The organism is Hymenobacter rigui, assembly GCF_003944715.1.
In the GTDB taxonomy this organism is placed as follows: domain Bacteria; phylum Bacteroidota; class Bacteroidia; order Cytophagales; family Hymenobacteraceae; genus Hymenobacter; species Hymenobacter rigui.
In genome coordinates, this window is the sequence record NZ_RWIT01000003.1 from 378,243 (window position 1) to 402,961 (window position 24,719).

At 59.1% G+C, this 24,719-nt stretch carries 22 protein-coding genes; 13 read left to right on the top strand and 9 right to left on the bottom strand.

Annotated features, from left to right (window positions below):
* Positions 1-26: 26 nt before the first annotated feature.
* Together EI291_RS08640 and EI291_RS08645 are read right to left on the bottom strand one after the other, a co-directional pair.
* The gene (locus EI291_RS08640) at positions 27-647 is read right to left on the bottom strand and encodes a hypothetical protein (protein WP_125419404.1); all 621 of its coding nucleotides are present in this window, start codon (positions 645-647) and stop codon (positions 27-29) included.
* Between the two features lies 1 nt (position 648).
* Entirely contained in the window at positions 649-1,128 is a 480-nt protein-coding gene (locus EI291_RS08645) for an RNA polymerase sigma factor (RefSeq protein ID WP_125419405.1), read from the bottom strand.
* A gap of 218 nt (positions 1,129-1,346) precedes the next feature.
* Here EI291_RS08645 and EI291_RS08650 point away from each other — a divergent pair, with 218 nt between their 5' ends.
* A complete protein-coding gene (locus EI291_RS08650) occupies positions 1,347-2,969 on the top strand; it encodes a Na+/H+ antiporter (RefSeq protein ID WP_125419406.1) in 1,623 nt (540 codons plus the stop codon).
* Positions 2,970-3,115: 146 nt separating this feature from the next.
* On the opposite strand, the gene ettA is transcribed toward EI291_RS08650, so the two are convergent.
* Positions 3,116-4,783: an energy-dependent translational throttle protein EttA gene (ettA, locus tag EI291_RS08655; RefSeq protein WP_125419407.1), complete on the bottom strand. Its 1,668-nt coding sequence runs from the start codon at positions 4,781-4,783 to the stop codon at positions 3,116-3,118.
* 341 nt (positions 4,784-5,124) lie between these two features.
* Between ettA and EI291_RS08660 the strand changes: the two genes are divergently transcribed.
* From EI291_RS08660 to EI291_RS08670, 3 genes are all read left to right on the top strand, one after another.
* The gene (locus EI291_RS08660; protein WP_125419408.1) at positions 5,125-6,438 is read left to right on the top strand and encodes a DUF349 domain-containing protein; all 1,314 of its coding nucleotides are present in this window, start codon (positions 5,125-5,127) and stop codon (positions 6,436-6,438) included.
* 143 nt (positions 6,439-6,581) lie between these two features.
* Positions 6,582-6,803, top strand: a complete 222-nt coding sequence (locus EI291_RS08665; RefSeq protein WP_019948259.1) for a DUF2795 domain-containing protein — start codon at positions 6,582-6,584, stop codon at positions 6,801-6,803.
* A gap of 75 nt (positions 6,804-6,878) precedes the next feature.
* On the top strand, positions 6,879-7,616 hold the full coding sequence (locus tag EI291_RS08670; RefSeq protein WP_262697271.1) for an ABC transporter ATP-binding protein: 738 nt from the start codon (positions 6,879-6,881) through the stop codon (positions 7,614-7,616).
* Between the two features lie 19 nt (positions 7,617-7,635).
* Here EI291_RS08670 and EI291_RS08675 read toward each other — a convergent pair whose 3' ends face one another.
* The 3 genes from EI291_RS08675 to EI291_RS08685 all read right to left on the bottom strand — a co-directional run bounded on the left by EI291_RS08675 (position 7,636) and on the right by EI291_RS08685 (position 11,373).
* Positions 7,636-8,829 carry a lycopene cyclase family protein gene (locus EI291_RS08675; protein ID WP_170172571.1) on the bottom strand — a complete coding sequence of 398 codons (1,194 nt, stop codon included), beginning with the start codon at positions 8,827-8,829 and terminating at the stop codon, positions 7,636-7,638.
* A 174-nt stretch (positions 8,830-9,003) separates the two neighbouring features.
* Positions 9,004-9,867: an LOG family protein gene (locus EI291_RS08680; RefSeq protein WP_125419410.1), complete on the bottom strand. Its 864-nt coding sequence runs from the start codon at positions 9,865-9,867 to the stop codon at positions 9,004-9,006.
* 243 nt (positions 9,868-10,110) lie between these two features.
* Positions 10,111-11,373, bottom strand: a complete 1,263-nt coding sequence (locus EI291_RS08685; RefSeq protein ID WP_125419411.1) for an ABC transporter permease — start codon at positions 11,371-11,373, stop codon at positions 10,111-10,113.
* 142 nt (positions 11,374-11,515) lie between these two features.
* Here EI291_RS08685 and queA point away from each other — a divergent pair, with 142 nt between their 5' ends.
* Entirely contained in the window at positions 11,516-12,565 is a 1,050-nt protein-coding gene (gene queA / locus EI291_RS08690) for a tRNA preQ1(34) S-adenosylmethionine ribosyltransferase-isomerase QueA (RefSeq protein ID WP_125419412.1), read from the top strand.
* 140 nt (positions 12,566-12,705) lie between these two features.
* Positions 12,706-13,383: a 2-C-methyl-D-erythritol 4-phosphate cytidylyltransferase gene (locus EI291_RS08695; RefSeq protein ID WP_125419413.1), complete on the top strand. Its 678-nt coding sequence runs from the start codon at positions 12,706-12,708 to the stop codon at positions 13,381-13,383.
* Positions 13,384-13,442: 59 nt separating this feature from the next.
* Here EI291_RS08695 and EI291_RS08700 read toward each other — a convergent pair whose 3' ends face one another.
* Positions 13,443-14,300, bottom strand: coding sequence for a hypothetical protein (locus EI291_RS08700; RefSeq protein WP_125419414.1), 858 nt, complete (start codon positions 14,298-14,300; stop codon positions 13,443-13,445).
* A 193-nt stretch (positions 14,301-14,493) separates the two neighbouring features.
* Here EI291_RS08700 and EI291_RS08705 point away from each other — a divergent pair, with 193 nt between their 5' ends.
* The 3 genes from EI291_RS08705 (at position 14,494) to EI291_RS08715 (ending at position 16,071) form a co-directional block, all read left to right on the top strand.
* Positions 14,494-15,069 (top strand): DUF4142 domain-containing protein, encoded by a 576-nt coding sequence (locus EI291_RS08705; protein WP_125419415.1) that lies wholly within the window; start codon positions 14,494-14,496, stop codon positions 15,067-15,069.
* A 42-nt stretch (positions 15,070-15,111) separates the two neighbouring features.
* Positions 15,112-15,354: a hypothetical protein gene (locus tag EI291_RS08710; RefSeq protein WP_125419416.1), complete on the top strand. Its 243-nt coding sequence runs from the start codon at positions 15,112-15,114 to the stop codon at positions 15,352-15,354.
* Positions 15,355-15,468: 114 nt separating this feature from the next.
* Positions 15,469-16,071: a DUF4142 domain-containing protein gene (locus EI291_RS08715; RefSeq protein ID WP_125419417.1), complete on the top strand. Its 603-nt coding sequence runs from the start codon at positions 15,469-15,471 to the stop codon at positions 16,069-16,071.
* Between the two features lie 83 nt (positions 16,072-16,154).
* Here EI291_RS08715 and EI291_RS08720 read toward each other — a convergent pair whose 3' ends face one another.
* Positions 16,155-16,373 carry a hypothetical protein gene (locus EI291_RS08720; RefSeq protein WP_125419418.1) on the bottom strand — a complete coding sequence of 73 codons (219 nt, stop codon included), beginning with the start codon at positions 16,371-16,373 and terminating at the stop codon, positions 16,155-16,157.
* 190 nt (positions 16,374-16,563) lie between these two features.
* Here EI291_RS08720 and EI291_RS08725 point away from each other — a divergent pair, with 190 nt between their 5' ends.
* A complete protein-coding gene (locus EI291_RS08725; RefSeq protein ID WP_125419419.1) occupies positions 16,564-17,250 on the top strand; it encodes a TMEM175 family protein in 687 nt (228 codons plus the stop codon).
* Positions 17,251-17,308: 58 nt separating this feature from the next.
* On the opposite strand, the gene uvrA is transcribed toward EI291_RS08725, so the two are convergent.
* Entirely contained in the window at positions 17,309-20,458 is a 3,150-nt protein-coding gene (uvrA, locus tag EI291_RS08730) for an excinuclease ABC subunit UvrA (protein ID WP_240635444.1), read from the bottom strand.
* 264 nt (positions 20,459-20,722) lie between these two features.
* On the opposite strand from uvrA, the gene EI291_RS08735 reads away from it, so the two are divergent.
* The 3 genes from EI291_RS08735 to EI291_RS08745 all read left to right on the top strand — a co-directional run bounded on the left by EI291_RS08735 (position 20,723) and on the right by EI291_RS08745 (position 24,678).
* Positions 20,723-21,418 (top strand): hypothetical protein, encoded by a 696-nt coding sequence (locus EI291_RS08735; protein WP_125419420.1) that lies wholly within the window; start codon positions 20,723-20,725, stop codon positions 21,416-21,418.
* Between the two features lie 207 nt (positions 21,419-21,625).
* Positions 21,626-22,075 carry a hypothetical protein gene (locus EI291_RS08740; RefSeq protein ID WP_125419421.1) on the top strand — a complete coding sequence of 150 codons (450 nt, stop codon included), beginning with the start codon at positions 21,626-21,628 and terminating at the stop codon, positions 22,073-22,075.
* 230 nt (positions 22,076-22,305) lie between these two features.
* On the top strand, positions 22,306-24,678 hold the full coding sequence (locus EI291_RS08745; protein WP_125419422.1) for a PAS domain-containing protein: 2,373 nt from the start codon (positions 22,306-22,308) through the stop codon (positions 24,676-24,678).
* Positions 24,679-24,719 lie beyond the last annotated feature (41 nt).

A 24,719-nucleotide genomic window follows, 5' to 3' on the forward strand; every position in this document is an offset into this window, starting at 1 on the left:
TTGGTGAAAAGACGGCAACAGGCAGCTCAGCGGCCGGGGGTATCTTCCAGCTCGCGCAGGTTGGCTTCCATTTCCCGGATGCGGGGGAAAAAAACCACCCGGTAGTACCCATACCGGAGCAGCAAGGAGAACCCCGTGAGGACCACGGCCGCCAGGCTGCCGGCGGCAAACGACAGGCCGAGGCCCGGCACCTCAAACACCGCGTAGAACGCCACCGGGGAGACCACCAAAAACACGGCGTTGGTGAACCGGTAGTAGTGTCTGAACGCCGCCAGGGTCAGGCGGAGTGCTTCCCGGGAGCTGGCGTCGGTATTCTGCGAGAAGATTTCCTCCTGGCGGCGGTAGCTCCACCCGGAGAACAGCGCAAACCCCACCAGTACGGCCACCAGCGGCAGCTTGACGGCCAGCGCAGCCCCAGCCAGGCCCCGGTGGTACTGCCACCCCAGGTAGCCGACTGCCAGCACCACCAGCAAAGCGGCATTCCACCCGCCAATCCGGTTCCAGAACGCACTCTTCGCCCGCAGCTCCCCCAGAGAGCGGGCGTTGCGCTCGATGATCCGCCCGACGGCCTCCCGGGTGAGGCTGCCCTGGTCAGGCCCTTCGCGGCGGGCGGCGCCCCAGTTTTTTTTGAATTCGTCCAGTTCCATGCTAGGCTAGGCTGATGAGTGTGCGTAGTTGGGCCTTAATGCGGTTGAGCTTGTAGCCCACGTTGGTTTCCGAGATGCCCAATACCTCGGCCATTTCCCGGTAGCTGCAATCCTCCAGGTAAAGCAAAGTCAGGGCCTGGTCTACCTGGGAGAGCTGCCGGATTGCCCGGTACATGGCCGCCATTTCCTCGCTGGGGCTTTCCTCGGCGGCCGGTACCTGCAAGGCTTCGGGCCCCAGCTCGGCAAACCGCCCGGCCTTGGGCTGCTGCCGGAGCCGGGTAATGGCGGTGTTGAGGGCGACGCGGTACAGCCAGGTGGTGGCCTTGGAGCCGCTCCGGAACGAGGGGTAGGCCCGCCAGAGTTGCAGCACGATGTCCTGAAAGAGGTCTTCCTGATCCTCCCTGGAGTAGCAGTACATATTACAGACCTTCTGGATCAGGCCCGGGTGGCTTTCAATAAGAAGAAGAAACTGCTCTTTCAAGATGCTCGGTGTTTGCCCATTAGTCGGGGAAAGTGGAGAATCCTTAGGTCCGACCTGAATTTATAGTAATAACTACCTGATGCACAGAAGGAAAAAATTACTTGTTTTTCCTATCTGCCGGGGCCGCGCACTCGCCCTCCCCGCTGCGGGTAGCGTTTTTGCCCGGCAGCCGCTACCTTCCGCCGGCAAGCTCGTCCCTTCTGCTTGCACTCCCGCCTATGCCCCACACTGACTTACACGGAACCATTCTGCTGGTGCTGGGGCTGTTATTTGCCATGTTGCTGCTGGTGATGCTGAGCCAGAAGCTGCGCATCTCCTACCCCATTTTTCTGGTGCTGGCGGGGCTGGCGCTCAGCCTGGTGCCGGGGCTGCCCACCATCGTCATCGACCCGAACCTGATTTTCCTGATTTTCCTGCCCCCGCTGCTGTACCAGGCCGCCTGGGATACGTCGTGGCAGGATTTCTGGCGCTGGAAGCGGCCCATTACGCTGCTGGCCTTCGGGCTGGTGTTCTTTACTGCCACTATCGTAGCCTACGTCAGCCAGGCCATGATTCCGGGCTTCACGCTGGCGCTGGGGTTTCTGCTGGGCGGCATTATTTCCCCGCCCGATGCCGTGGCCGCTACTTCCGTGCTCAAGGGCATTAAGGTGCCGCGCCGGGTCGTCAGCATTCTGGAAGGAGAAAGCCTGATTAATGACGCCAGCAGCCTGATTGTGTTCCGGTTTGCACTGGCGGCAGTGGTATCGGGCACGTTTTCCTGGCACCAGGCCATTACCAGCTTTCTGATAGTGAGCGGCATGGGGCTGGCCATTGGGCTGGCAGTGGGCTACGGCTTCTATCTGATTCATAAATACCTACCTACCACGCCCAGTATCAACACGGTACTCACCTTCCTGGCTCCCTACGTGATGTACCTGCTGGCCGAGGAATTTCACTATTCGGGCGTGCTGGCCGTGGTCAGCGGCGGGCTGATGCTGTCCTACCACTCCCACCGGGTGTTCGATGCCGATACCCGCCTGCAGGCTACCAGCGTGTGGAGCAGCGTGGGGTTTGCCCTCAACGGCCTGGTGTTTATCCTGATTGGGCTGGAGCTGCCGGTGGCGGTGCAGGGTCTGGGCAACTACTCTTTGCAGCAGGCCATTACCTACGGGCTCATTATCAGCGCCATCGTTATTCTGATTCGGCTGCTCTGGATGTATCCGGCGGCGTTTGTGCCGCGCTGGCTGTTTCGCAGCATCCGCACCCAGGAAACCAGTCCCGGCTGGCAGGGGCCGCTTATCATTGGCTGGGCCGGTATGCGGGGCGTGGTGTCGTTGGCTTCGGCCCTATCGGTACCGTTGCTGCTCGACACCGGCCAGTCTTTCCCCCAGCGCAACCTGATTCTGTTCATCACCTTCGTGGTAATCCTGGTTACGCTGGTGTTTCAGGGCCTCACGCTGCCAGCCGTTATTCGCCTCACCGGCGTGGCTGATCAAGAGGAGCGCATGCCCACCGATGCCCAGGAAGCTGGCATCCGGCTGCGGCTGCGTCATGTGGCCCTGGCCCACCTGGCCCGGCACTACCCCGAGGACATCCGGACCAACGAGATGATTAATGCCCTGCAGCACCGCATGCAGGCCGAGGCCCAGCGTACCGGCAACCTGCTGGAAGCCCTCGACTACGACGAATCTAAGCGCCTGGCCCTGCAACGCTACCACCAGGTGCTGCTGGACGTGCTGCAGGTGCAGCGGGAGGAGCTGTTTGTACTGCGCCGCGAAGACGTGTTCGAGGAAGAAATGCTCCGCCATCAGGAAGCCCAGCTCGACCTCGACGAAGCCAAAATCAGCCACATGCCGCACTGAGGCTGGATGGTCGAGAAGCAGAACGTCATGCTGAGCGCAGCCGAAGCATGACGTTCTTTTCTTCTTAAATATCCTCCCCCAAAACGCAAACGTCCTCTCCCGGCCAAAGCCAGGAGAGGACGTTTGCAATCAGTTAATCGAGCAGCTTAGTTCAGGCTGCGGTAGCGCACCCGCTTGGGCTCCACGTCGCCGAGGCGCTTGCGCTTGGCTTCCTCGTAGTCGGAGAAGTTACCCTCAAACCACACCACCTGCGAGTCGCCTTCGAAGGCCAGAATGTGGGTAGCGAGGCGGTCGAGGAACCACCGGTCGTGGCTGATGATAACGGCGCAGCCGGCAAAGTTCTCCAGCGCGTCTTCCAGGGCCCGGATGGCATTCACGTCCAGGTCGTTGGTGGGTTCGTCGAGCAGCAGTAGGTTGGCACCCTGCTTGAGGGTGGTAGCCAGGTGCACCCGGTTCCGCTCCCCGCCCGAGAGGCTGCCTACTTTCTTTTCCTGGTCGCCGCCGCGGAAGTTGAAGTTGCTCACGAAGGCGCGCGAGTTTACCTGCCGGCCAGCCAGCAGCATGGTTTCGGTACCGCCCGAAATGGTTTCGAACACCGATTTGTTGGGGTCCAACGTGTCGTGCTGCTGGTCCACGTAGGCCGTCTGCACCGTGGGGCCCACCACGAAGGTGCCCGCATCGGGCTGCAGCTGGTCGGTGATGAGGCGGAACAACGTGGTTTTACCGGCGCCGTTCGGCCCAATGATGCCCACAATACCGCCCTGGGGCAGCGAGAAGCTCAGGTTATCGAACAGCAGCTTGTCGCCGAAAGCCTTGCGCAGCCCTTCGGCCTCAATCACCTGGGAACCCAGGCGCGGCCCGTCGGGGATGAACAGCTCCAGCTTCTGCTCCTTCTCCTTGGAGTCTTCGTTCACCATCTTGTCGTAGCCGGCCAGGCGGGCCTTGCTCTTGGCCTGGCGCGCTTTCGGGGCCATACGTACCCACTCCAGCTCGCGCTGCAGGGTTTTCTGGCGCTTGCTCTCGGTTTTCTCTTCCTGCGCCAGGCGGTTCGACTTCTGCTCCAGCCACGACGAGTAGTTGCCTTTCCACGGAATACCTTCGCCCCGGTCCAGCTCCAGAATCCAGCCGGCCACGTTATCGAGGAAATACCGGTCGTGGGTTACGGCTATAACGGTGCCTTTGTACTGCTGCAGGTGCTGCTCCAGCCACAGCACGCTCTCGGCATCCAGGTGGTTGGTGGGTTCGTCCAGCAGCAGTACGTCGGGTTCCTGGAGCAGCAGGCGGCACAGGGCCACACGGCGCTTTTCCCCGCCCGAGAGGTTGCCGATGATGGCTTCCTCGGGGGGCGTGCGCAGGGCATCCATGGCGCGCTCCAGCTTGTTGTCGAGGTTCCAGGCGTCGAGTTGGTCGAGGCGCTCCTGCACGGTGCCCTGGCGCTCCAGCAGCTTATCGAAGTCAGCATCCTCGGCCCCGAAGGCTTCGTTGATTTCGTCGAATTCCTTGAGCAAGGCCACGGTTTCGGCCACGCCTTCCTCAATTACCTGACGCACGGTTTTGGTGGCGTCCAGCTGGGGCTCCTGCTCCAGGTAGCCCACCGAGTAGCCCGGTGACCATACTACGTCGCCCTGAATCTGCTTGTCCTGGCCGGCAATAATTTTCAGCAGCGAGGACTTACCCGAGCCGTTGAGACCGAGCACGCCGATTTTAGCGCCGTAGAAAAACGAGAGGTAGATGTTTTTGAGAACCTGTTTCTGGGGCGGGTACACCTTGGTTACCCCCGCCATGGAGAAAATAATGGTGGGCTGGTCGGACATGGTTCAGTCGGGTATCAGAAGTTCAGATATTACCGGGCCGGGCTTGCCGGTTGGCCGGGGGTTTCTATTTTGCGGTGGCAGCACCGGCCCGGTGTGCGGGCAAGCGGCCCACTACGGGCTATTTCGCAGCAGGGCTGGCCGCCGGGTATAACCACCATGGCGGCTACCGCGTAGCTTTCTGCGGCGGTTAGCCACAGGCCGTTGGGCCAAAGGTAGGCAGCCTACGCTAACATTCCGAAGCTTGGGCTAAGCGAAGGAATTACCCAACAACCCGTAAACTTGTACATCTTTCCGGCCCACACTCCGACCTTTCCACCTATTCGCTCCCCCGCTATCTGATTATGGAATCACAAGACCACTTGCTGGCCGAAGCCCGCCGTTATGGCTACATCGAGGGCGACCAGGTGTGGCTTCGCCCGCTCCTCACTTTTCCAGCCCGTCAGGTGGGCCAGGTAAAAGAATCCGCCGACGCCTCGCTGGTATATTTTGCCCAGCGCTTCACGCTCTTCCGCTCCAAGGTAGAAGAACTGCTCCAGAAGATCGAAGAGTCTGATAATAAAGGCTCCTATCTGATGAAGGCCCTGCACCTGAAGGAGCAGGTGGGCAGCTACGACGCCCTGGGTGATTTCGAGAGCCTGTACCACCGCCTCACCGAGGCCGAGGAGTCTATCAAAGTCACCATCAATCGCAACCGGGAGAAGAACCTGGCCACTAAAATCGGGTTGATTCAGGAGGCCGAAGCCCTGCATGATACCATCGACTGGCAGGCGGGCAGCGATAAGCTCAAGGACCTGCGCCAGGGCTGGATTAAAACCGGCCCCGTCGAGAAGCACCTGGTCGATGAGCTGGAAGCTCGTTTTCAGGCGGCCGTGGATGCTTTCTTCGCTCGTAAGAAGGAGTTCCTGGCCGAAAAGAAATCGATGACGAACCGGGTGTACGACCAGTACAAAGACCTGATTCATAAATCGGAAGCATTGCAGAGCTCCAATGAGTTTGAGGAGACTACCCGCAAGCTCAAAGTGCTGCAGCAGCAGTGGAAGGAAATTGACGGAACTCTGCCCCGCAAGCAGGCCAACGACCTCTGGACGCGGTTCCGGGCGGCTCACAACCACTTCTTCGAGCGCCTGAAGGTGCACATTGAGAGCAAGCGCCAGGAGCAGCAATTTACCCCCGGCGGCAATTCCGGCGAGGACAACCTCAGCCGCAAGCGGGCCCTGGTAGCCGAGGCGCAGGCCCTGCTGCAGCGCCCTATGCAGGAAGCCGTAACCCGCGCCAAAGAGTTGCAGGCCGCCTGGAAAAAGGTGGGTCCGGTGCGCGGTGAAGAATCGGACCGGGTGTGGGAGCAGTTTATTCTGGCCTGCGACAAGGTGTTTGAGATGAGCGCCCTGGAGCACTACATGCGCAAACGTCCGGTTGCTACGGAAGCCAGCACCCCGCAAAATCAGGCCGCCCTGCGCATTCAGGCACTGCAGGAATTCATCAAGTACGACCAGCAGGAACAGGATGTGCTGCAGGAAAACCTGGGTAAGCTCAGCGACTCTCCCAGCAATGAGGCTTTCCGGACCATGCTGCAAGGGAAAATCCGGGCCTTCGACCGAAAAATCCGCACAAAAAACGACCTGATTGCCATGTTCCGGCAGCAGACAGTTGGCTAGCCCAACCCTGCACCGTATTTTACGTTGGCGTCAGCATGCAAAAGCAACCGCAAGTCGGTAATCGTGTCAGGCATATATAACGGCCGGATTTTTGCTAACGACGATTCACCTTTTGACCACTTTTTTTAGTAGCACACACGACTATGTACTGGACTCTGGAACTTGCTTCGTACCTGGAAGATGCTCCCTGGCCTGCCACCAAGGATGAACTCATTGATTACTCCATCCGCTCGGGCGCACCCATGGAGGTGGTAGAAAACCTGCAGGCTCTGGAAGACGACGGTCAGCCCTACGAGAACATCGAAGAAGTATGGCCGGACTACCCGACCAAAGAGGACTTCATGTTCAACGAAGACGAGTATTAGTAGTTAGTGCCTAGTGCCTGGTTATTAGCGCATAGCATTATCACGATGCATTTTTTTGCCTAAGCACTCAGCACTATGCACCAAGCACTAGCAATACACAACCTGATTGCGGGGTATGGACAGCGCGTCCTGCTCCGCAATTTGTGTTTTATGGTACCAGAGCCAGCGTTTGTGGCAATTATCGGTCACAACGGCTGCGGCAAAACCACGCTGTTCCGGGCGCTTACCGGCCGCATTCCATACCAGGGCAGCGTGCAGGTAGCGGGCCGGGAGCTACGCGCCATTCCGCGGCCGGCAGCTACGGGAGTGCTGGCTCACCTACCCCAGCGCGCCAGCGTGGAGTTTTCCATACCTGTACGGGAGCTGGTGGTGATGGGCCGCTTCCGGCACCACCGCTTCCTGGGAGCCTACACCAGTCACGATTACCACTTGGCCGATGCCGCGCTTGCCAACGTAGGTGCCGCTCACTTGGCCCAACAGGATTTTACCCTGCTTTCCGGCGGAGAGCAGCAGCTGGTGTGGCTGGCCCAGCTGAGCTTGCAGGATGCCAGCCTGTATCTGCTGGATGAGCCCACGCAGCAGCTGGATGTATATTACCGCCGCCGGGTGTTTGCTCTGCTGGAAAGCTGGGTGCAGCAGCACGGCAAAACCATTCTCTGCATCACCCACGACCTGGAAAATCTGGCGGAGCTGCCCGGCTACCTGCTCAATCTTTCCCGCCCCACTCCCATCCTGCTCCCCCTTTCGGCCGCCACCGTGCAAGCCGAGCGGGCATTTCTGGAAAGTGAGGAAAGCCTGGCAGAGAAGTCATAACTTATTGTCATCTACCATCTCACCGCTGCCCCGGCCGACCGCGCAGTACGTGCCCGATGGAGCGCAGGAAGGGCCAGGGAGCTACGGAATTCATGATCTGGAAATTTTGCCACGGGGAGGTGCGCTCATCCAGAAAATCAAAAATCCGCTCGATGGGGTTGCGCCGGAACAGGTCGGTGAAGATTTCCCGGGTTTGCTCGCCCTGGCGCTGCATAATATCCAGCAGCAGCGTATCGAATAGCCGGAACTGCCACTGGTCGCCGGTGAGGTTCTGGGGCGGGTGGCCGGTAGCCGCCAGGGCTGCCGTGAGCCGTGCTGAGTGCTGCTGAATGCGCTTAAAGGCGTACCCAGTGCTGGCTTTGGCCCGCCCGGCCCGGGTGCCCAGGTTGATGATGTGCGCCCCGGTGTTGGCCGGCAGCGGGTGGTCAGTCATCGGAATAGCACCTACTTCCTCGGCCGTGATGCGGTAGGCCTGCCCGTTCAGCAAGCGGCTCAGGTAGTTCTGTAGCTCCTCTTCGTATTGTTCTTTGGGCAGCACTTCGGCCGAAAACAGCGTGTACTCCACCAGCGCCCGGCGCTTATCAAAAGGCAGCACGTACATGAACCGCGCCTCCCGCTGCTGCTCGCCCCGAAAGTCCATGAATTCTGCCGTTTCCGGGTCGAAGGCATCCTGCTCCGTTTCCACTTCCCAGCCCACAAAGTGCTGCAGCAGGTAGCGGTACCGCTCCGGCCGCTGCAGCCTGGCCAGCTCCGGTGGGCGGCTGTCGAAGGCGTATTGCGCATGAAACTCACCTTGCGGGGTGTGCGCTACGGCTCCGTCGGCAGTATTACTTATGGCAGTTACAGTGGTGGTTACGCATGTAAACTGCGGTTTATCGGCCAAGGCCCGCTGCACAAACCGGTAGAAATCCAGCCCCCGAATCATCTTGTAGCGGTGGCGCGTCAGCGGAATTACCCGCTCGAATGTGGGGCTGCGGAAAGCTATCTGCGTCCACTCCTTGGCCACAATACCGTCGAATAGCGTCGGCGCATCAGCCCAGAACGACCAGGTCCGGTCATTCTGGTTTTTCACCTCGGGCTCCAGCAGCAGTACCCGCTTGCCTGCCAGCCGTGGCTCCTGACTGATGTGGTAGGCCAGGCTCAGCCCCGCCGCTCCGCCACCCACAATCAGGTAATCAAACTCATGGGCAGAAGCGGATTCGTCGGATTTCACGGATGCAGACACGGAAGGAGCAGGCAATTAGAGTACACGATGGGCACCAGGGCACTAAAGAACAACGAAAAAGCCGCTTCGTTGGAAGCGGCTTTTAAAAGCACTACGAGAAATTCACCCGCGGCCCGTCCACAAAATCCGCGAAACCCGACAGGAGTCCGCGGAAATTCGTGATTAGAAGTTCGGCGACAGCAGGTATTTGCTGTAGAAATCGTCGATGATTTTCACCGCCGACTCCGAGTCGTCCACCAGCTGCACCAGGTGCATATCTTCGGGCGAGATGTTGTGCTCGTCCTCCAGCATCACCTTCTGAATCCAGTCGAACATGCCCTGCCAGTACTTGGTACCTACCAGCACAATGGGGAAGCGGCCGATTTTCTTGGTCTGAATCAGGGTAATAGCCTCAAACAGCTCATCCAGCGTGCCGAAGCCGCCGGGCATGCCAATGAAGCCCTGCGCGTACTTCACAAACATCACCTTCCGCACAAAGAAGTAGTCGAAGTTGATGATTTTGTCCGGGTCGATGTAGATGTTGTTGAACTGCTCAAACGGCAGCTCAATGTTCAGACCCACCGATTTGCCGCCCTCCGAGTGGGCACCTTTGTTACCGGCTTCCATGATGCCGGGGCCGCCCCCCGTGATTACGCCGTAACCATGACGCACCAGCTTGGCTGCAATTTCCTCGGCCATTTTGTAGTACGGGTTGTCGGGCTTGGTGCGGGCCGAGCCGAAAATGGACACGCAAGGGCCAATCTTGGACATCTTCTCGAAGCCCTCCACAAACTCGGCCATCACCTTGAAGATCTGCCAGCTGTCGGCAATCTTGATTTCGTTCCAGTCCTTATCCACGAACGCGCGGCGGATGCGCTGCTCATCATCAAGCTGCACGGTACGCTCCCCGTGCGTCTGCTCACGGATATCACTGATGGTCTTAACCTTATTGTCGTTGACGTTGGGCTGAACAATCGTCTGGCCGCTGCCAGCGTTCAGTACTTCATCCGCCACTTTCGTGCGGCTGGTTTTTTTGAGCTTCGCCATAGGAGCTACAGGAGGAATAGGGTGCAGAGGACACCTGCACACGGGCGCAGGCGGTTACTGTGGGAATTTCTCCGCACCGGGGTAAACGATGAAAAAAAGGCAAAAAGAAAGCCGCCCCCACGGAAGAAGAGGGCGACCCAAGGTAGCGACCGGCAAGTTAACAATTTGTTAACATTGCGCTAATTAAATGTGTCAATAGAGGGGTACGCTGTTACCTATCCACTACTCTGAGAATACAATTGCTTACTGCGCCCGAATAGCAATAACAGGATCGAGGTTGGAAGCCAGCACAGCCGGAATAATACCGGCCAGCACCCCAATCACCACCGAAACGGTAAGCCCCAGGGAGATGTTGCCGGCCGACAGAAACAGCGGCAGGGCATCTTGGGGCAGCAGCGTAATCAGGAACACCAGCAGAATGCCGGCCCCGCCACCCAGCAGGCACAGAAATACGGCCTCAAACAGAAACTGGAACAGCACAAAGTAGTTCTTGGCCCCCAATGACTTCTGAATCCCGATGATATTGGTGCGCTCCTTCACCGACACAAACATGATGTTAGCAATGCCGAAGCCCCCCACCAGCATAGCAAAGCCCCCAATTACCCAGCCTGCAATACCAATCACGGAAAACAGCTGCGTAATGGCATTGGCCAGCAGTTCGGGGCGGTTCAGGGCAAACGAATCGTCCTCACGGGGTTTCAGGCCCCGGATAACGCGCATATTGCCCTGAATTTCGGCCTCCAGATTCAACAGGCCGGGGTCGTCGTCGCGGCCTTTTACGGCAATGGTTGGCTGCGCACCTCCCATGCCGTTGGTACTCAGCTGGAATATCTTGGTGAAGGAGGTGAAAGGAATATAGCAGTTGGTGTCGTTGCTGGGGGTATCCAGCAGCTTCTTTCCTTCCTTCTGCATCACCCCGATGATGGTGTAGCGCTGCCCTTTGGCTTTAAACTCCTGGCCCAGAGCCGAGCCATTGGGAAATAGGTTATGCGCAATATCATAGCCCACAATGGCCACGTTGCGGGCCGCATTCATCTCCTGCTGGGTAAAGTAGCGACCCTCCGCAACCGGCACATCCGATACCCGACGGTAATCGAAGCTGATACCCTGGATGGCACAGTCGCTGACGGAGTTGGAGCCGGCTTTGAGCGTATTGCCGCCCGTAGCTGCGAAAATGGCTATACCATTGTGACTGGCCGGATTGAGAGTGCGCTGAATCTCTCGGAACTCCCGTACCGTAGGCACCGGCCGGTTGAAGTATTTCCACCACGGATAGTCGCCGCCGAAGGCCCAGGGCCACTTTTGCACGTAAATCACCTTGTCGCCCACAAAGCTCATACTGTCGCGGATGTTCTTCTCCAGCGAGTCGACGATGGTGAAAACGGCAATAATGGCAAAAATACCTACCGTAACCCCCAGCAGTGAGAGGATGGTACGGAGCAGGTTTGATTTCAGAGCTTCCCACGCGAAGCGAAAACTTTCCAGGGTTAAGCGCAGTGCTTTCATGCGGTGAGTGGGGTCAGCAAAGGGCGTGGAAAGGGCAATAAGCAGATTTCGGGCGAAAAGTAACGATTATTCCGACTATTCTGTGTAATTTCGCGGCTCAATTTTTTCCCTTAGGTTCCCCACCTATTGCCCTGTCTGGCCCATGAAGCTTTCTGAGTTCAAGTTTGACCTGCCTGAAAACCTGTTGGCACAGCATCCCGCCAAAAACCGCGACGAGTCGCGCTTAATGGTGCTGCACCGCGACAGTGGCAAAATCGAGCACCGCACCTTCAAGGATATACTGGAGTATTTTGGCGAGGGCGACGTATTTGTAGTAAACGACACGAAGGTTTTTCCGGCACGCCTCTATGGCAACAAGGAAAAGACCGGTGCTCAGATTGAAGTGTTCCTGCTGCGCGAGCTGAACAAGGAAATTCATCTGTGGGACGTGCTGGTGGATCCGGCTCGTAAAATCCGGGTGGGCAACAAGCTGTACTTCGGCGAGTCGGACATGGTGGCAGAGGTAATTGACAATACCACCTCGCGCGGCCGTACCATCAAGTTCCTGTTTGATGGCTCCGACGAGGAGTTTTATAAGGCGCTGCACGATTTGGGCGAGACGCCCATTCCGAAAGACTTCATTACCCGGGAAACCGAAGCGGCCGATAAAGAGCGGTACCAGACGATTTACGCCAAGCACACGGGTGCCGTAGCCGCCCCTTCGGCGGGCCTGCACTTTACCCGCGAGGTAATGAAGCGCCTGGAAATCAAAGGCGTAGAAGTAGTACCTGTAACGCTGCACGTAGGTTTGGGCACCTTCCGGACGGTTGACGTGGAAGACCTGACCAAGCACAAGATGGACTCCGAGAACTTCATCGTTCCGGCAGAATCGGCGGTGGTAGTAAATAAGGCGCTGGATACCAAAAAGCGGGTATGTGCCATTGGCACCACCTCAATGCGGGCCATGGAGTCGTCGGTTTCGGCTAACTCCCGCCTGAAGCCCACGGAAGGCTGGACGGACAAGTTCATCTTCCCGCCTTACGACTTCAAAATTGCCAACTCGCTGCTTACCAACTTCCATACGCCAGAAAGCACGCTGATGATGATGGCCTCCGCCTTTGCCGGGCACGAGCTGCTCATCGAAGCATATCAGACGGCCATTAAGGAGAAGTATAAGTTCTTCAGCTACGGCGACGCCATGCTGATTCTCTAGCGCAGAAAATCCGTATTCGGAGAGCAGCGTCTGACGTTTCACTCTGTTTCGCAAGTCTGGCCCGGTTACCTTTGGTGACCGGGCTTTTTGTTGACCACTCTGCCCACGTGGTTACTACACACTTCATAGCGCCACTTCCTATGTCGAAGAACCGATACGCCATTCTTGTTGCCGGCGGCAGCGGCACCCGCATGGGTGCCGACCGGCCCAAGCAATTTCTGGAGTTAGCCGGCGAACCGGTATTGCTGCACACGCTCCGGCGGTTTGCCGCGCCCGAGCTGCGGGTACAGGAACTGGTAGTAGTGTTACCGGCCGAGCAGTTTACCACCTGGCAGCGCATCTGCGCCGACTACCAGGTGACTATTCCGCATACGGTAGTAGCGGGCGGCGCTACCCGCTGGGCCTCCGTGCGCAACGGGCTGGCGCAACTGGCCTCCCACGAAGGCGGCACGGTGGCGGTGCACGACGGCGTACGGCCGCTTACACCCCAGTCCGTAATTGAGGCGACGTACCAGGCCGGGTACAACCACGGTGCCGCTGTGGCCGCCGTGGTACCAAAGGATTCGGTGCGCGGGCTCAATCAGCAGGGCTCATACGCCTTGAACCGAAGCCGCCTGCGCCTGGTACAAACGCCCCAGTGCTTTGAGCTGAATTTGCTGCAACGGGCTTATAAGCTGCCGGAACTTACCACCTTCACCGACGATGCCAGCGTAGTGGAAGACCTCCACCCGATTCATCTGGTGGAAGGTGACTATCGGAACCTCAAAATCACCACGCCGGAGGATCTGCTGCTGGCAGAGGCATTGTTACACCGCTAACAAAACAGGCGGCCCCGTGTGGGGCCGCCTGTTTTGTTAGGTACGGGAACCGGAGCAGCTTACAGCCGCCCGCCAACCCGGATAGTGCGCGTGGTGCCATTTACCGTGATGGTGGCAATATTATCACAGGCCTGGGTGCCGGTGGGGTCATAGTTCAGGAGCAGCTCTTTCTCGCGGGAAGTCAGCACTTTCACCGTGCCGGCTACAAACGTACGGGCGCAGCCGGCCTGAAATTTCTTAATGAGAGGCTGCTGCACCGTGGCCGTGTAGCTGACGCCTTTGCGGTTGGTGCCCGACGTCTGGCCCGTTACGCTGTACTCATCATCGGCAATGGTACGGGTACCAAAGCCCGCTGTGCGGGTGTACACCCGTTGCGAAGCCCAGGAGTGCGTGCCGGCCGAGGTGGTGATGCTGGCATTCTGCACATCCAGACTCCAGGAGCCCTGACCCAGGTTGGTAATCGTGCGGGTACCGGTGTGCTGGTTATCGTTGCGGAAATAGTTGACCAGCGTGATGGTGACGGTGGAGCCAGCCTGGCGGTAGGGGCCACTGAACACCGCTACAATTTTCCCGCGCCGGGCTACGCCGTTAGGACCTACGCAATTGGTAGTGCCAAAATCAAGCGTGAGGGTGCGGGTGGCGGCATCGTAGGTGCGGGTTACGCAGGAGCCACCCACGCGGCCCAGGTCGGCAGGCTCAGCAGCGGGACTACCATTCACGGCTGCGTCGGAGGGGGAACCCGCGTCAACCAGATCCGCCACGGTGGCGTTTTCGTCCTCGGCCAGGCTCTGATCTTCGGCAGATACGGCGGCATCGGCGGTGGATTGAGGGTCATTGGATTTATCACAGGCGGCCAGCAGCAGCGAAGAAGAAGCCAGGGCGGCGAAGCCAAGCAAACGGAATGCGGAGCGTTTCATGAGGGGCGAGAAAAAAGTGTGGAGACGTGGTGAAACGGAAGTAGTGAAGAGCTCTTTCGCTGGGTTGGAGAGAAAAGCTACCGTGGAGTTTAATGCGGTTGGGAACTTTTTTTAAAAATCTATTCCCGAACCTGCCTCGGACAGACGCGTATAGCCCGCAATAGTCTTACTGCTTTCTCAAACTCCTGATTTTATGCTGATTCCTGTGCGTACGTACGCTGTTCTGCTGTTGGCGCTGGCGGCATGCTCGCAGGCTGAGAGCAATAAGGATCCGGTTTCGGAGGCCAAATTTCAGAACGAGAAGCGTATTGGGGAGGAGGCCGTGACGAAGCATCAGATCCGGGATGCAGAATTTATAGTGGAATCCGCAAGCCGCAAAATGCTGCTGGTTGAAATCAGTCAGCTGGCGGTGCGCAAAGCCGCTTCACCCGATACCCGCTACACCGCCCAGAATGTAATTGCTCAGACCAATGGGCTGTTGAGCAGCCTCAAAACGCTGGCCCAGCAGCAAAAAATCATGCTACCTACCGGCTTGGGCAAACCCCAGGCAACGCAGGCCGGTGAGCTGACGGCGCTAAATGGAGCAGCTTTCGACCAGAAATACAGCGAGCAGCTGAGCGCCGTATTGGATACCGACGAAGACGCCTCCGACGACATGAAGGAGGAAGCGTACGACAGCAATATCCGGACCCTGGCCAGCCAGCAGCTACCCGTGCTCCAGGACCTCTCCCGTGCCGCCGATGCGCTCCGTGACAAGATCAAGCCCTGATTCTCCCCTCCTATTCTTTCCATCTTTTCCATTTCCCTGAGTATGAAATTCCGCTTTCTTCCTTTCCTGACCCTGAGTGCCGGCCTGCTGCTGGCGAGCTGCAATGGTGCTGACAAACGCACTGATGGCACTGCTGGCGAAGCCGTGAGCGACATGGACAAAGCTGCTGATGAGGGCGGCGTAAAAGCCGATGCAGTTGTAATTGACAACAATGCCGGGCCCACGGTAACCGCCAGTGCTGATTCGGCAGCTGCTGCTGATTCGGCGGCCGCACCAGCCAAATAAAGCATCCTACCAAACTATCAGGAGCCTGAGCAGTGCCGCGAGGTCTGTTCAGGCCCTTGAGTTCCTGCTCCTCTCACCTCTGTCTAACTTCCCCTCCACCACTTACACGCTTATATGAAACGCACACTATTGCAGTTGGCTACGGCCGCTGCTCTTTTTACTACCGCCACGGCCTGTAATTCCAACGATTCAGTAAAACAGGCCCAGGAGCAGAATGAAGCCAAAAACGATGCCTCAACCTCCGATACAGAAGTAGGCGAGGTAAAGAAGGAGGCCATGGATTTTGATACGGAATTCATGACCAAAGCCGCTAGTGGCGGTATGCTGGAAGTAGAGTTGGGCACCGCGGTAGCCGCGAAAGGCATGACGCCCGAAGGCAAGCAGTTTGCCAGCTCGATGGTAGCAGACCACACCAAAGCTAATGCTGAGCTGAAGGAGTTGGCCGCCAAAAAGAATATCACCCTACCCACTGCCCTCGGCGACGACCACAAAAAGGTGTACGACGATGTGACGGGCAAAACGGGGGTGAAGATGGACCAGGAGTACCTGAAGGAAATGGTAAAGGACCACGAGGAAGACGTGAAGGAATTCACGGAGGCGTCCGTGAAAGCCTCTGACCCCGACATTAAGGCCTTTGCCACCAAGCAGGTGCCCGTGCTACAGCACCACCTGGAAATGGCCCAGAAGATGAGTGCCGCCGTAGAGAATCGGAAATAAGTACCGGATTCTTCTTTCCGTATAAACGGTCAAGCCCGTTCAACGCATTGTTGAACGGGCTTTATTACTGATAGGTAAGGCGCTTACCGGCGGGCTGTGCTGGCTTCAGTAACCAAGGCAGGCTTATCGGCTTTTATTGGGGCTGGCTGGGCCGGCGCATGGGCAGGAGCAAACGAAGCGGTGCTGGCCGTGGGGGTATTGGTGGCCATCAGCGGTTTGCCGGCCTGCGCCTGCACAAAGGGTTTGGGAGGCGTGGTAATTATAGCAACGGCCAGCAGGGCGGGAAATACCAGGACTTTCATGCGCGGGAGAACGTGGGAGGGAAAAGCCTAAACTAGAAAATATCCGGATTCCTCCCAACTACTGACCACCATTCAGGAAATATGAAAGCCTGAAATTCCATTAATTCAACAGGAGCTGGTCACAAAACCGGCAGAGCAATCCACTATCTTTCCACGTCTTCTATTCCTTAACCACTTCCCTGTTCTTTGTATGGACGGCAACGAAAAGGCCCAACACAACCGCGACGCGTTTCAGTTAGAGCGCGTAATTCTGTTTACGGATGCCGTGTTTGCCATTGCCATTACACTGCTGGCCATCGAAATAAAGGTACCGGAGCTGCACCACCGCACCGAGCACGCGGCTCTAAGTGGGCTTGCGCAGTTGACAGCCAAGTTTATTGGCTTTTTTCTGAGCTTTTTCATCATTGCGGTATATTGGCTGGCTCACCACCGCATTTTCCGGTTTGTGCGGCATACCACCCCCAAGCTGCTGTGGCTGAACATGTTATTCCTACTCAGCATCGTACTCATGCCCTTCACCACGGCTTTCCAGAGCGAATATGGCATGCTCAGCACGCCGTGGGTGACGTATGCCCTCAACATCATCTTCACAGGTATTATGCAAACCCAGCTGCAGCGCTACCTGCGCAACCCGGCCAGCCACCTGGTAGCGCCCCACGAGCAGCAGCACCCCGACCTCGACCCCGTACGGCCGCTGTTGTCGCCGGCGGTGTTTCTGTTTTCGGCGCTATTGGCGCTAGTGCCGGCGGTGCACCCGTCGCTACTACGCCTGATGCCGCTGCTGCTGTTTCCGGTGTTTATGCTGTACCAGCGTCGCTACCGGCGGCTGATGCAGGCCTACGAGGCGGCGCACTCGCCACGGCCACACCACGCCTGAAAACGCCAAACGGCCGGCTCCCACGCGGGAGCCGGCCGTTTTCTTTGGTAGGCAGTAGCTACGCCTCGGCGTACTTACTGAGCTTCAGTTCCTCGGCCAGGAAGCGGCCGGTGTGGCCCTTGCCGGCTTTGGCCACCTGCTCGGGCGTGCCCTGAGCTACAATGGTGCCGCCGGCTCCACCACCTTCCGGCCCGATGTCGATGAGGTGGTCAGCTACCTTAATCAGGTCGAGGTTGTGCTCGATGATGAGGACAGTGTTGCCCTTATCAGCCAGCTTGTGCAGGACGACGGAGAGGTGGTTGATGTCCTCGAAGTGCAGGCCGGTGGTAGGCTCGTCGAGAATGTAGAACGTCTTGCCAGTGTCCTTCTTGCTGAGCTCGGTGGCCAGTTTCACGCGCTGGGCTTCGCCACCCGACAGCGTGGTAGCCTGCTGGCCCAGGGTGAGGTAGCCCAGGCCCACTTCGTTCAGCGTCTGGATTTTGCGCAGGATGCGGGGCTGAAACTCGAAGAACTCCACGGCCTTTTCCACGGTCATGTCCAGCACGTCGGTGATGCTCTTGCCTTTGAAGCGCACTTCCAGCGTTTCGCGGTTGTAGCGGCGGCCCTTGCAGGTTTCGCAGGGCACGTGCACGTCGGGCAGGAAGTTCATTTCGATGGTGCGCATGCCGGCTCCTTCGCAGGTTTCGCAGCGCCCGCCTTTCACGTTGAAGGAGAAGCGCCCCGGTCCGTACCCGCGGATTTTGGCCTCGGGCAGGTTGGCGAACAACTGGCGGATTTCGGTGAACACGCCGGTGTAGGTGGCTGGGTTGGAGCGCGGCGTGCGCCCAATCGGCGACTGGTCCACCTCAATTACCTTATCGATAAACTCCAGACCCTCAATCTTATCATAGGCCAGCGGCTCGCGCTTGGCGTTGAAGAAGTGCTGGTTGAGGATGGGGTACAGCGTATCGTGGATGAGCGAGGACTTGCCCGAGCCCGACACGCCCGTGACGGCAATGAGCTTGCCCAATGGAAACTTGGCCGTGACGTTTTTGAGGTTGTGGCCTTTAGCCCCGCGCAGCACCAGCTCGTTGCCTTCGCCGGCCCGCTTTTTCTTGCGCAGCTCAATGTGTTTCTGCCCGCTGAGGTACTGCGAGGTGAGCGAGCCGCTGGTAAAGATTTCGGAAGGCGTGCCGGAGGCCACAATCTGGCCGCCGTGGATGCCGGCGCCGGGGCCGATGTCGAGCACGTGGTCGGCGTGCAGGATCATGTCCTTGTCGTGCTCCACCACAATCACCGAGTTGCCCAGGTCGCGCAGGTGCTGCAGGGCCTTGATGAGCCGCTCGTTGTCGCGCTGGTGCAGGCCGATGCTGGGTTCGTCCATGATGTAGAGCACGCCCACCAGCTGGGTACCAATCTGGGTGGCCAGACGGATGCGCTGGCTCTCGCCGCCCGAGAGCGTGCGCACCGAGCGGTGCAGGTTTAGGTAGTCGAGGCCCACTTCCAGCAGGAAGCCAATGCGCTTGCGGATTTCCTTCAGCAACTCGCGCGCAATCAGGTTCTGACGCTCCGAGAGGCGGTCTTCCAGGCCCTCAAACCACGCGGCCAGCTCGCTCAGGTCCATAACCGAAAGCTGCCCGATGTGGTGGTCGGCAATCTTAAAGTGCAGGCTCTCCTTTTTCAAGCGGTAGCCGTGGCACTCGGGGCACTCCTTGGCCTGGGTGTACTGCTGAATCCACTCCCGGATGTTGTCGGACTCCGACTCCATCTGGCGGCGCAAGAACGGGATAATACCCTCGAAGGGCTCGGTGTAGTTGGCCTTTTTGGGGTCGGCGTCCTCGTCCTCGGGCACGCCGTGCAGCAGCCGTTCCACCAGGTCGGCGGGCAGCTTTTCGATGGGCGTGCTGAGGCTGGCTTTGTGCTTTTTCAGGATGAGGCCCAGCTGCTGGAAAATCCAGATGTCCCGGTACTCACCCAGGGGCGCAATGCCGCCGCGGCTGATGCTGAGCTTCTTGTCGGGCATCACCGTTTCTTCGGTGATTTCCTGCACCTCGCCCAGGCCGTTGCAGGTGGGGCAGGCACCGTATGGCGAGTTGAAGCTGAACGTGTTAGGTGCCGGGTCGTCGTAGGCAATGCCGGTGGCCGGGTCCATCAGGAAGCGGGAGAAGAACTGGGTGTTGTCCTTCTTCTTGTCGGCATCCAGCACCAGCATGGTGCCTTTGCCCTGGGTGAGGGCATTCTGCACCGAACCCGACAGGCGGAACCGGTCTTCCTCCTTCACCACCAGCCGGTCGATGACGATTTCGATGTCGTGGATTTTGTAGCGGTCCACCTGCATCTTGGGCGTGAGGTCGAGCAACTCGCCATCCACGCGCACCTTGGTGAAGCCCAGCTTGGCAATCTGCTGAAACAACTCGCGGTAGTGGCCTTTGCGGCCCTTCACCACCGGCGCCAGCACCACTAGCTTGCGGCCGTCGTACTCTTTCAGGATGTAGTTGATGATCTGGTCGTCGCTCTGCCGGATCATCTTCTGGCCCGTGGCGTAGCTGAACGCCTCGGCGGTGCGGGCGTAGAGCAGGCGCAGGAAGTCGTAGATTTCGGTGATGGTGCCGACAGTGGAGCGGGGGTTGCGCGAGGTGGTTTTCTGCTCGATGCTGATAACCGGCGACAGGCCCTCAATCTTGTCCACATCGGGCCGCTCCAGCCCACCCATGAAGCTGCGGGCGTAGGCCGAAAACGTTTCCATGTAGCGGCGCTGGCCCTCGGCGTAGATGGTATCAAACGCCAACGACGACTTGCCCGAACCCGAAATACCGGTGAACACCACCAGCCGCCCGCGTGGAATCTTCACGGACACGTTCTTGAGGTTGTGCTCCCGGGCCCCGTACACCTCAATGTAGGGCGCTTCCAGGTCGGCGGGGCCAAGGAGCTGGCCCTGGATGCGGGCCTGGTTTTCCAGCACGGCCTCGCTCACCTGCTCCTGGCGCGGCACGGCCTGCACGGCGGCGGTGCTGTGCTCAGTGGCATTGTCGGCAACGGCGGCGGCGGCCGACTTGGGCGCTTTAACCTCTTTCGGAGCTTTGGCGGGTTTGCGGGGAGTTGCGGCGGCAACCGGAGCCTCGGGAACTACCGGGGTGGCCGCTTTGGGTGCCTTGGCCGAACGGGCAGCTTTCGGAGCCGTGGGCTGGGCAGTGGAGGAAGAGGTGGCAGCAGTTGTTTTTTTGGCCATGCGGCAGCGGAGCGGATAAGTCTGCAAAAGTACGTAAAACGGGCCCGGTAGGCTACCCCTACTAGTTTAATTGCCAGCCATTTTAGCGTGACGGGCCTGGGGATGCTCCTGGACCAGGATAAGGGCAGATAGCCTGTAACAACGCCGGCCGCTGAAATGTCCCACCCGAAGCAGAAGTTCTTTCCTGAGCCGGCGGGTACTTACAAAATTATGGTGCGGCTTTTGCACAAGTAGCTTCCGAACGCCTTTTGCCTTTTTGCCTCCATGAAAACTCTGCTGAAAACCGGCTTCGTACTGGCCCTCGGGTTGCTGCTTACCAGCGGCAAAGCCCAGGCCCAGGTGCAAGTGAATATCAATACCCCGTACTGGGGCCCCGCCGTACCGCCCAACGTGCAGTACTACTACGTGCCGGAAATTGATGGGTACTACGATATCTACAATCAGTCGTACCTGTTCTTCGACCCCGCTTACGGGGCCTGGGTCAGCTCGCCGGTGCTGCCCCGTATGTACGCCGGCTACGACCCGCGCTTTTTTCACCCGGTAGCCATTCAATATGTAGGTCGGCAGCCCTGGGGCTACCTGCGTGACCACCGCCGCTACTGCGACCAGTGGGGCGTGCGGCCCGGCCGCTACTACGGCAGCAGCTGGCCCGGCCGCGGCTACGTGGTGGCCCCACGCGGTGGCTACGGCCCCGGTTACTACGGCAACCGTCCCTACGGCCAGAACGGCTACGCGCAAAACGGCTACCGGGACCGGGACGGCTACCGGGACTACCGCAACGACCGGGACGGGCGCAATGACCGAGACAACCGCAACGGCCGCTACGATAACCAGGGCGGCAACAGCCAGGGTGGCGGCTATTCGCCCCGGCCGGGCCAGGTTTCGCCCGGCAATGGGACCCAGCCGGCCCAAGGAGGCTGGGGCAACGGCGGTGGACGCCGGGGCCGGGTGCAGGAATAGCGGCCCGTTTTCCTGTCAGGAATCAAAAAGCGTACGGCTTCGAGTCGGGCGCTTTTTTGGTGCTGGGGAAGCTTTTAACCAAATTTTTAACGGCTGCGTTAAGGGCTCTGTAGCTGAGCTGTACGATAAGCCTGTGGGCACCTGGCCCCGTTCTTGCAATCAGTTCAGCACCTCTCCCACCCTTCACTCAAAACCGCTCCCTTCTTTATGCAACTCCTCCCGAAAATAGCCCTGACCGGCCTGCTGACTCTGGCGTTGGCCGGCGCGGCCGAAACGGCCCAGGCGCAGGTAACCATCAACGTGAATCCGCCCTCCTGGGGCCCGGCCGTACCAGCCGGTAAGCAATACTACTACGTGCCCGAGTACGGTGGCTACTATGACGTGCGCGACCAGCAGTACATTGTGCAGCGCGACGGCCGCTGGACGCGCGTAGGCTCCATCAGCGGCTACAACGCGGCCAACTTTCACCCGGTGGTTATTGACTACGTAGGTGCCCAGCCCTGGGTACTCATTGGCCGCCACCGTCAGCTGTATCCGGCCAGCCTGCCCCCTGGCCAGGTAAAACGCCTGGAAAGTGGTAAGGGGCTGCCCCCCGGCCAAGCCAAGAAGCTCGGCTATGGTGGCAATGGCCGGGGCCACGGCAAAGGCAAGCACTAGCTGATACCGCACGTAGCTCACGTAACCGCAGCCCCCGCAGCGTCGGGTTCCTCCAGTATTTTTAGGAGTGAGCCGGACACTGCGGGGGCTGTGGCTATTTCGGGGGAGGTACACCCGGGCACCTGCAACCACAACGTGTCCGGTTGCAGCGTCTTAAGAAAACCTGGCCGGCACCCGAAACGCCATTGCCCGGATGCTTCTGCTAGCGTAATTCTGGCTATTTTGGAGGCGTGAATTTTTCCGTACCCGGCACTTCCCCCGATGAATTCCTACCGGCACTTCTCGACCTGTCGGTGAGCGGGGTAGTGTGCTACGCACCCATTCTCGATGCAGCAGGTAGCGTAGTGGATTTTGCCTTTGCGTATCTGAACCCCGCCGCCCAGCGCCTGCTTAGCCTGCCGGCCCGACCTGCGCTTACGTACCGGCAGGTATTTCCGGAAGCGGAGCCCTTCGAGGCTTTCACGTTTCACTGCGCGGCCTACGCTTCTGAGCAGCCCCAACACTTCGAGCTACACTACCGGAACGGAAAATGTGGTACCTACTGCCAGGTAAATGGCCGCCGTCTGGGGGAGCTGCTACTGGTGAGCTTCACATTCAGTGAGGAACAGGACCGTAACGAGGTGAAGCAGGTGCGGCGCGAGAGTCGGCCCCGGCAGCAAACCGAAACCCTGCCGGCAGAAGTAGTGGTGGGGACGCAGCACCAGCCGGAGGTTCGTGAGACCTTCTATCAGGTATTCGAGCAGACGCCCGCCTGCATTGTGCTGCTACGCGGGTCTGAGCACCGCATCGAATACTATAATGAGGCGTATCAGCGCTTTTTCCCGGAGCACAATATGCTCGGCCGTACCATTGCCGAAGTGCAGCCTGACGCGGTGGAACAAGGCTTTGTTTCTTTGCTGGACCAGGTATTCCAAACCGGCGGAACATTTACCGGCCGGGAGTTGCCGCTCGAGCTTACCCAGCCTGATGGTAGCCGACAGCTGTTTTACTTCAATTTCACGTACCAGGCGTACCGGGAAGAAGGCCGAATTGTGGGCGTATCGGTATTTGCCTACGATGTAACGGAGCAGGTACTGGAACGGGAGCTGCGGGAGGCGGAGCAGGAGAAGGCCCAACGGCGGCTGCAGGAGAGCGAGCAGCGGGTGCGCGACATTGTGAAAGATGCCCCGTTTCCGATGAGCGTATACGTTGGGGATGAATTGCGTATTCACCTGGCCAATGAAGCTATTCTGGCGGCCTGGGGTAAAGGCCCGGACGTACTAGGCCGGCGGTTCACGGAGTTGATGCCCGAGCTAGCGAACCAGTCGATTTTTGAGGAGCTGCACCACGTGCTCCGGACGGGGGAAGTAATTCACCGGCGCAACCAGCGCGTGGAGGTTGTGATAGATGAGGTTCTGCAGCCTTTCTACTTCAACTATACTTTCACTCCCCTGCTGGACTCTGCGGGCAGCGTGTACGGCGTGCTCAACACGGCCACCGATGTAACTGACCTGATTCTGGCCCAGCAGCGCCTGGAGGCATACGCCACCGAGCTGCGCGAGAGTGAGGCCCGCTTCCGGATTATGGCCGACGTGGCCCCCAACCAGGTGTGGGCCGTGCACCCCAATGGCGCCATCCGCTACATCAATCGGGCGTTTCTGGATTTTGTGGGGCTGCAGTCGGAAGCCGAATACATGGCTACCGGCTGGCTGCCTTACCTCCACCCCGACGAAATTGACCTGACGCAGCAAACCCTGCTGCGTGCCATTACCGAGCGGGCACCTTACGTGCTGGAACACCGTATGCGTCGCCACGACGGGCAATACCGCTGGCTTCTGGCCCAGGGGGCTCCCAGCTTCCTGGCCGATGGCGAGCTGTACGGCTATGTGGGCTCCGCCATTGATATTACCGAGCTGAAACAGGCCAACGAGCAGCTCACGCGCACCAACCAGGACCTGGACAACTTCGTGTACGCCGCCTCCCACGACCTGAAGCAGCCGGTGAATAACCTGGCAGGCCTGTTTGAGGAAATCATGATCAGCAGCACGTTCACCAATCCGGAAGAACAGGAAGTGCTGGTACCTATGGTGCAGGAAGCCCTTCAGCAGCTGCGCGTAACCATCGACGATCTGGCGGCCCTGGGCCAGGCCCAGCAGTTGCGCCACGCCGCTCCCGAGCAGGTAGTGCTGACCGAGCTGATGGATGAGGTACTCACCACGCTGGAGCCCCAGGTACGGGTTGCCCACGCCCGCATCACTACCGATTTTGCCGCATGGCCCGCCCTATCGTTTGCCCGCGTTAACCTGCGCACCATCCTGTTGAATCTGGTAGGCAACTCCCTCAAATACGCCGATCCTGCCCGGCCAGCCCGCATTCATATTTCCACGTGGGTGGAGCGGGGCCAGCCGGTGCTGCTGGTGGAAGATAACGGCCTGGGGTTTGATGCCGTCCGCTACGGGACGGAGTTATTTCACCTGTTCCGTCGCCTGCACACGCACACGGCCGGTACCGGCGTGGGCCTGTACCTGGTCAACCGCATTGTGGAAGCCAGCGGCGGCATTATTGAAGTGGACAGCCGCCCCGGCGAAGGAGCCACCTTCCGCATCCGCTTCGGGCCGGGCTAGCACCTGCATGATGGGCGGTTGGTGTTTAATGAGACTGTTTA

Coding starts and splice junctions, on each gene's coding strand:
- queA (WP_125419412.1), top strand. CDS start 11,516: ATGAAGCTTTCTGAGTTCAAGTTTGACCTGCCTGAAAACCTGTTGGCA.
- EI291_RS08640 (WP_125419404.1), bottom strand. CDS start 647: ATGGAACTGGACGAATTCAAAAAAAACTGGGGCGCCGCCCGCCGCGAA.
- ettA (WP_125419407.1), bottom strand. CDS start 4,783: ATGTCCGACCAGCCCACCATTATTTTCTCCATGGCGGGGGTAACCAAG.
- EI291_RS08670 (WP_262697271.1), top strand. CDS start 6,879: ATGCACCAAGCACTAGCAATACACAACCTGATTGCGGGGTATGGACAG.
- EI291_RS08665 (WP_019948259.1), top strand. CDS start 6,582: ATGTACTGGACTCTGGAACTTGCTTCGTACCTGGAAGATGCTCCCTGG.
- EI291_RS08695 (WP_125419413.1), top strand. CDS start 12,706: ATGTCGAAGAACCGATACGCCATTCTTGTTGCCGGCGGCAGCGGCACC.
- EI291_RS08725 (WP_125419419.1), top strand. CDS start 16,564: ATGGACGGCAACGAAAAGGCCCAACACAACCGCGACGCGTTTCAGTTA.
- EI291_RS08660 (WP_125419408.1), top strand. CDS start 5,125: ATGGAATCACAAGACCACTTGCTGGCCGAAGCCCGCCGTTATGGCTAC.
- EI291_RS08650 (WP_125419406.1), top strand. CDS start 1,347: ATGCCCCACACTGACTTACACGGAACCATTCTGCTGGTGCTGGGGCTG.
- EI291_RS08685 (WP_125419411.1), bottom strand. CDS start 11,373: ATGAAAGCACTGCGCTTAACCCTGGAAAGTTTTCGCTTCGCGTGGGAA.
- EI291_RS08715 (WP_125419417.1), top strand. CDS start 15,469: ATGAAACGCACACTATTGCAGTTGGCTACGGCCGCTGCTCTTTTTACT.
- EI291_RS08735 (WP_125419420.1), top strand. CDS start 20,723: ATGAAAACTCTGCTGAAAACCGGCTTCGTACTGGCCCTCGGGTTGCTG.
- EI291_RS08720 (WP_125419418.1), bottom strand. CDS start 16,373: ATGAAAGTCCTGGTATTTCCCGCCCTGCTGGCCGTTGCTATAATTACC.
- EI291_RS08740 (WP_125419421.1), top strand. CDS start 21,626: ATGCAACTCCTCCCGAAAATAGCCCTGACCGGCCTGCTGACTCTGGCG.
- EI291_RS08680 (WP_125419410.1), bottom strand. CDS start 9,867: ATGGCGAAGCTCAAAAAAACCAGCCGCACGAAAGTGGCGGATGAAGTA.
- EI291_RS08705 (WP_125419415.1), top strand. CDS start 14,494: ATGCTGATTCCTGTGCGTACGTACGCTGTTCTGCTGTTGGCGCTGGCG.
- EI291_RS08700 (WP_125419414.1), bottom strand. CDS start 14,300: ATGAAACGCTCCGCATTCCGTTTGCTTGGCTTCGCCGCCCTGGCTTCT.
- EI291_RS08710 (WP_125419416.1), top strand. CDS start 15,112: ATGAAATTCCGCTTTCTTCCTTTCCTGACCCTGAGTGCCGGCCTGCTG.
- uvrA (WP_240635444.1), bottom strand. CDS start 20,458: ATGGCCAAAAAAACAACTGCTGCCACCTCTTCCTCCACTGCCCAGCCC.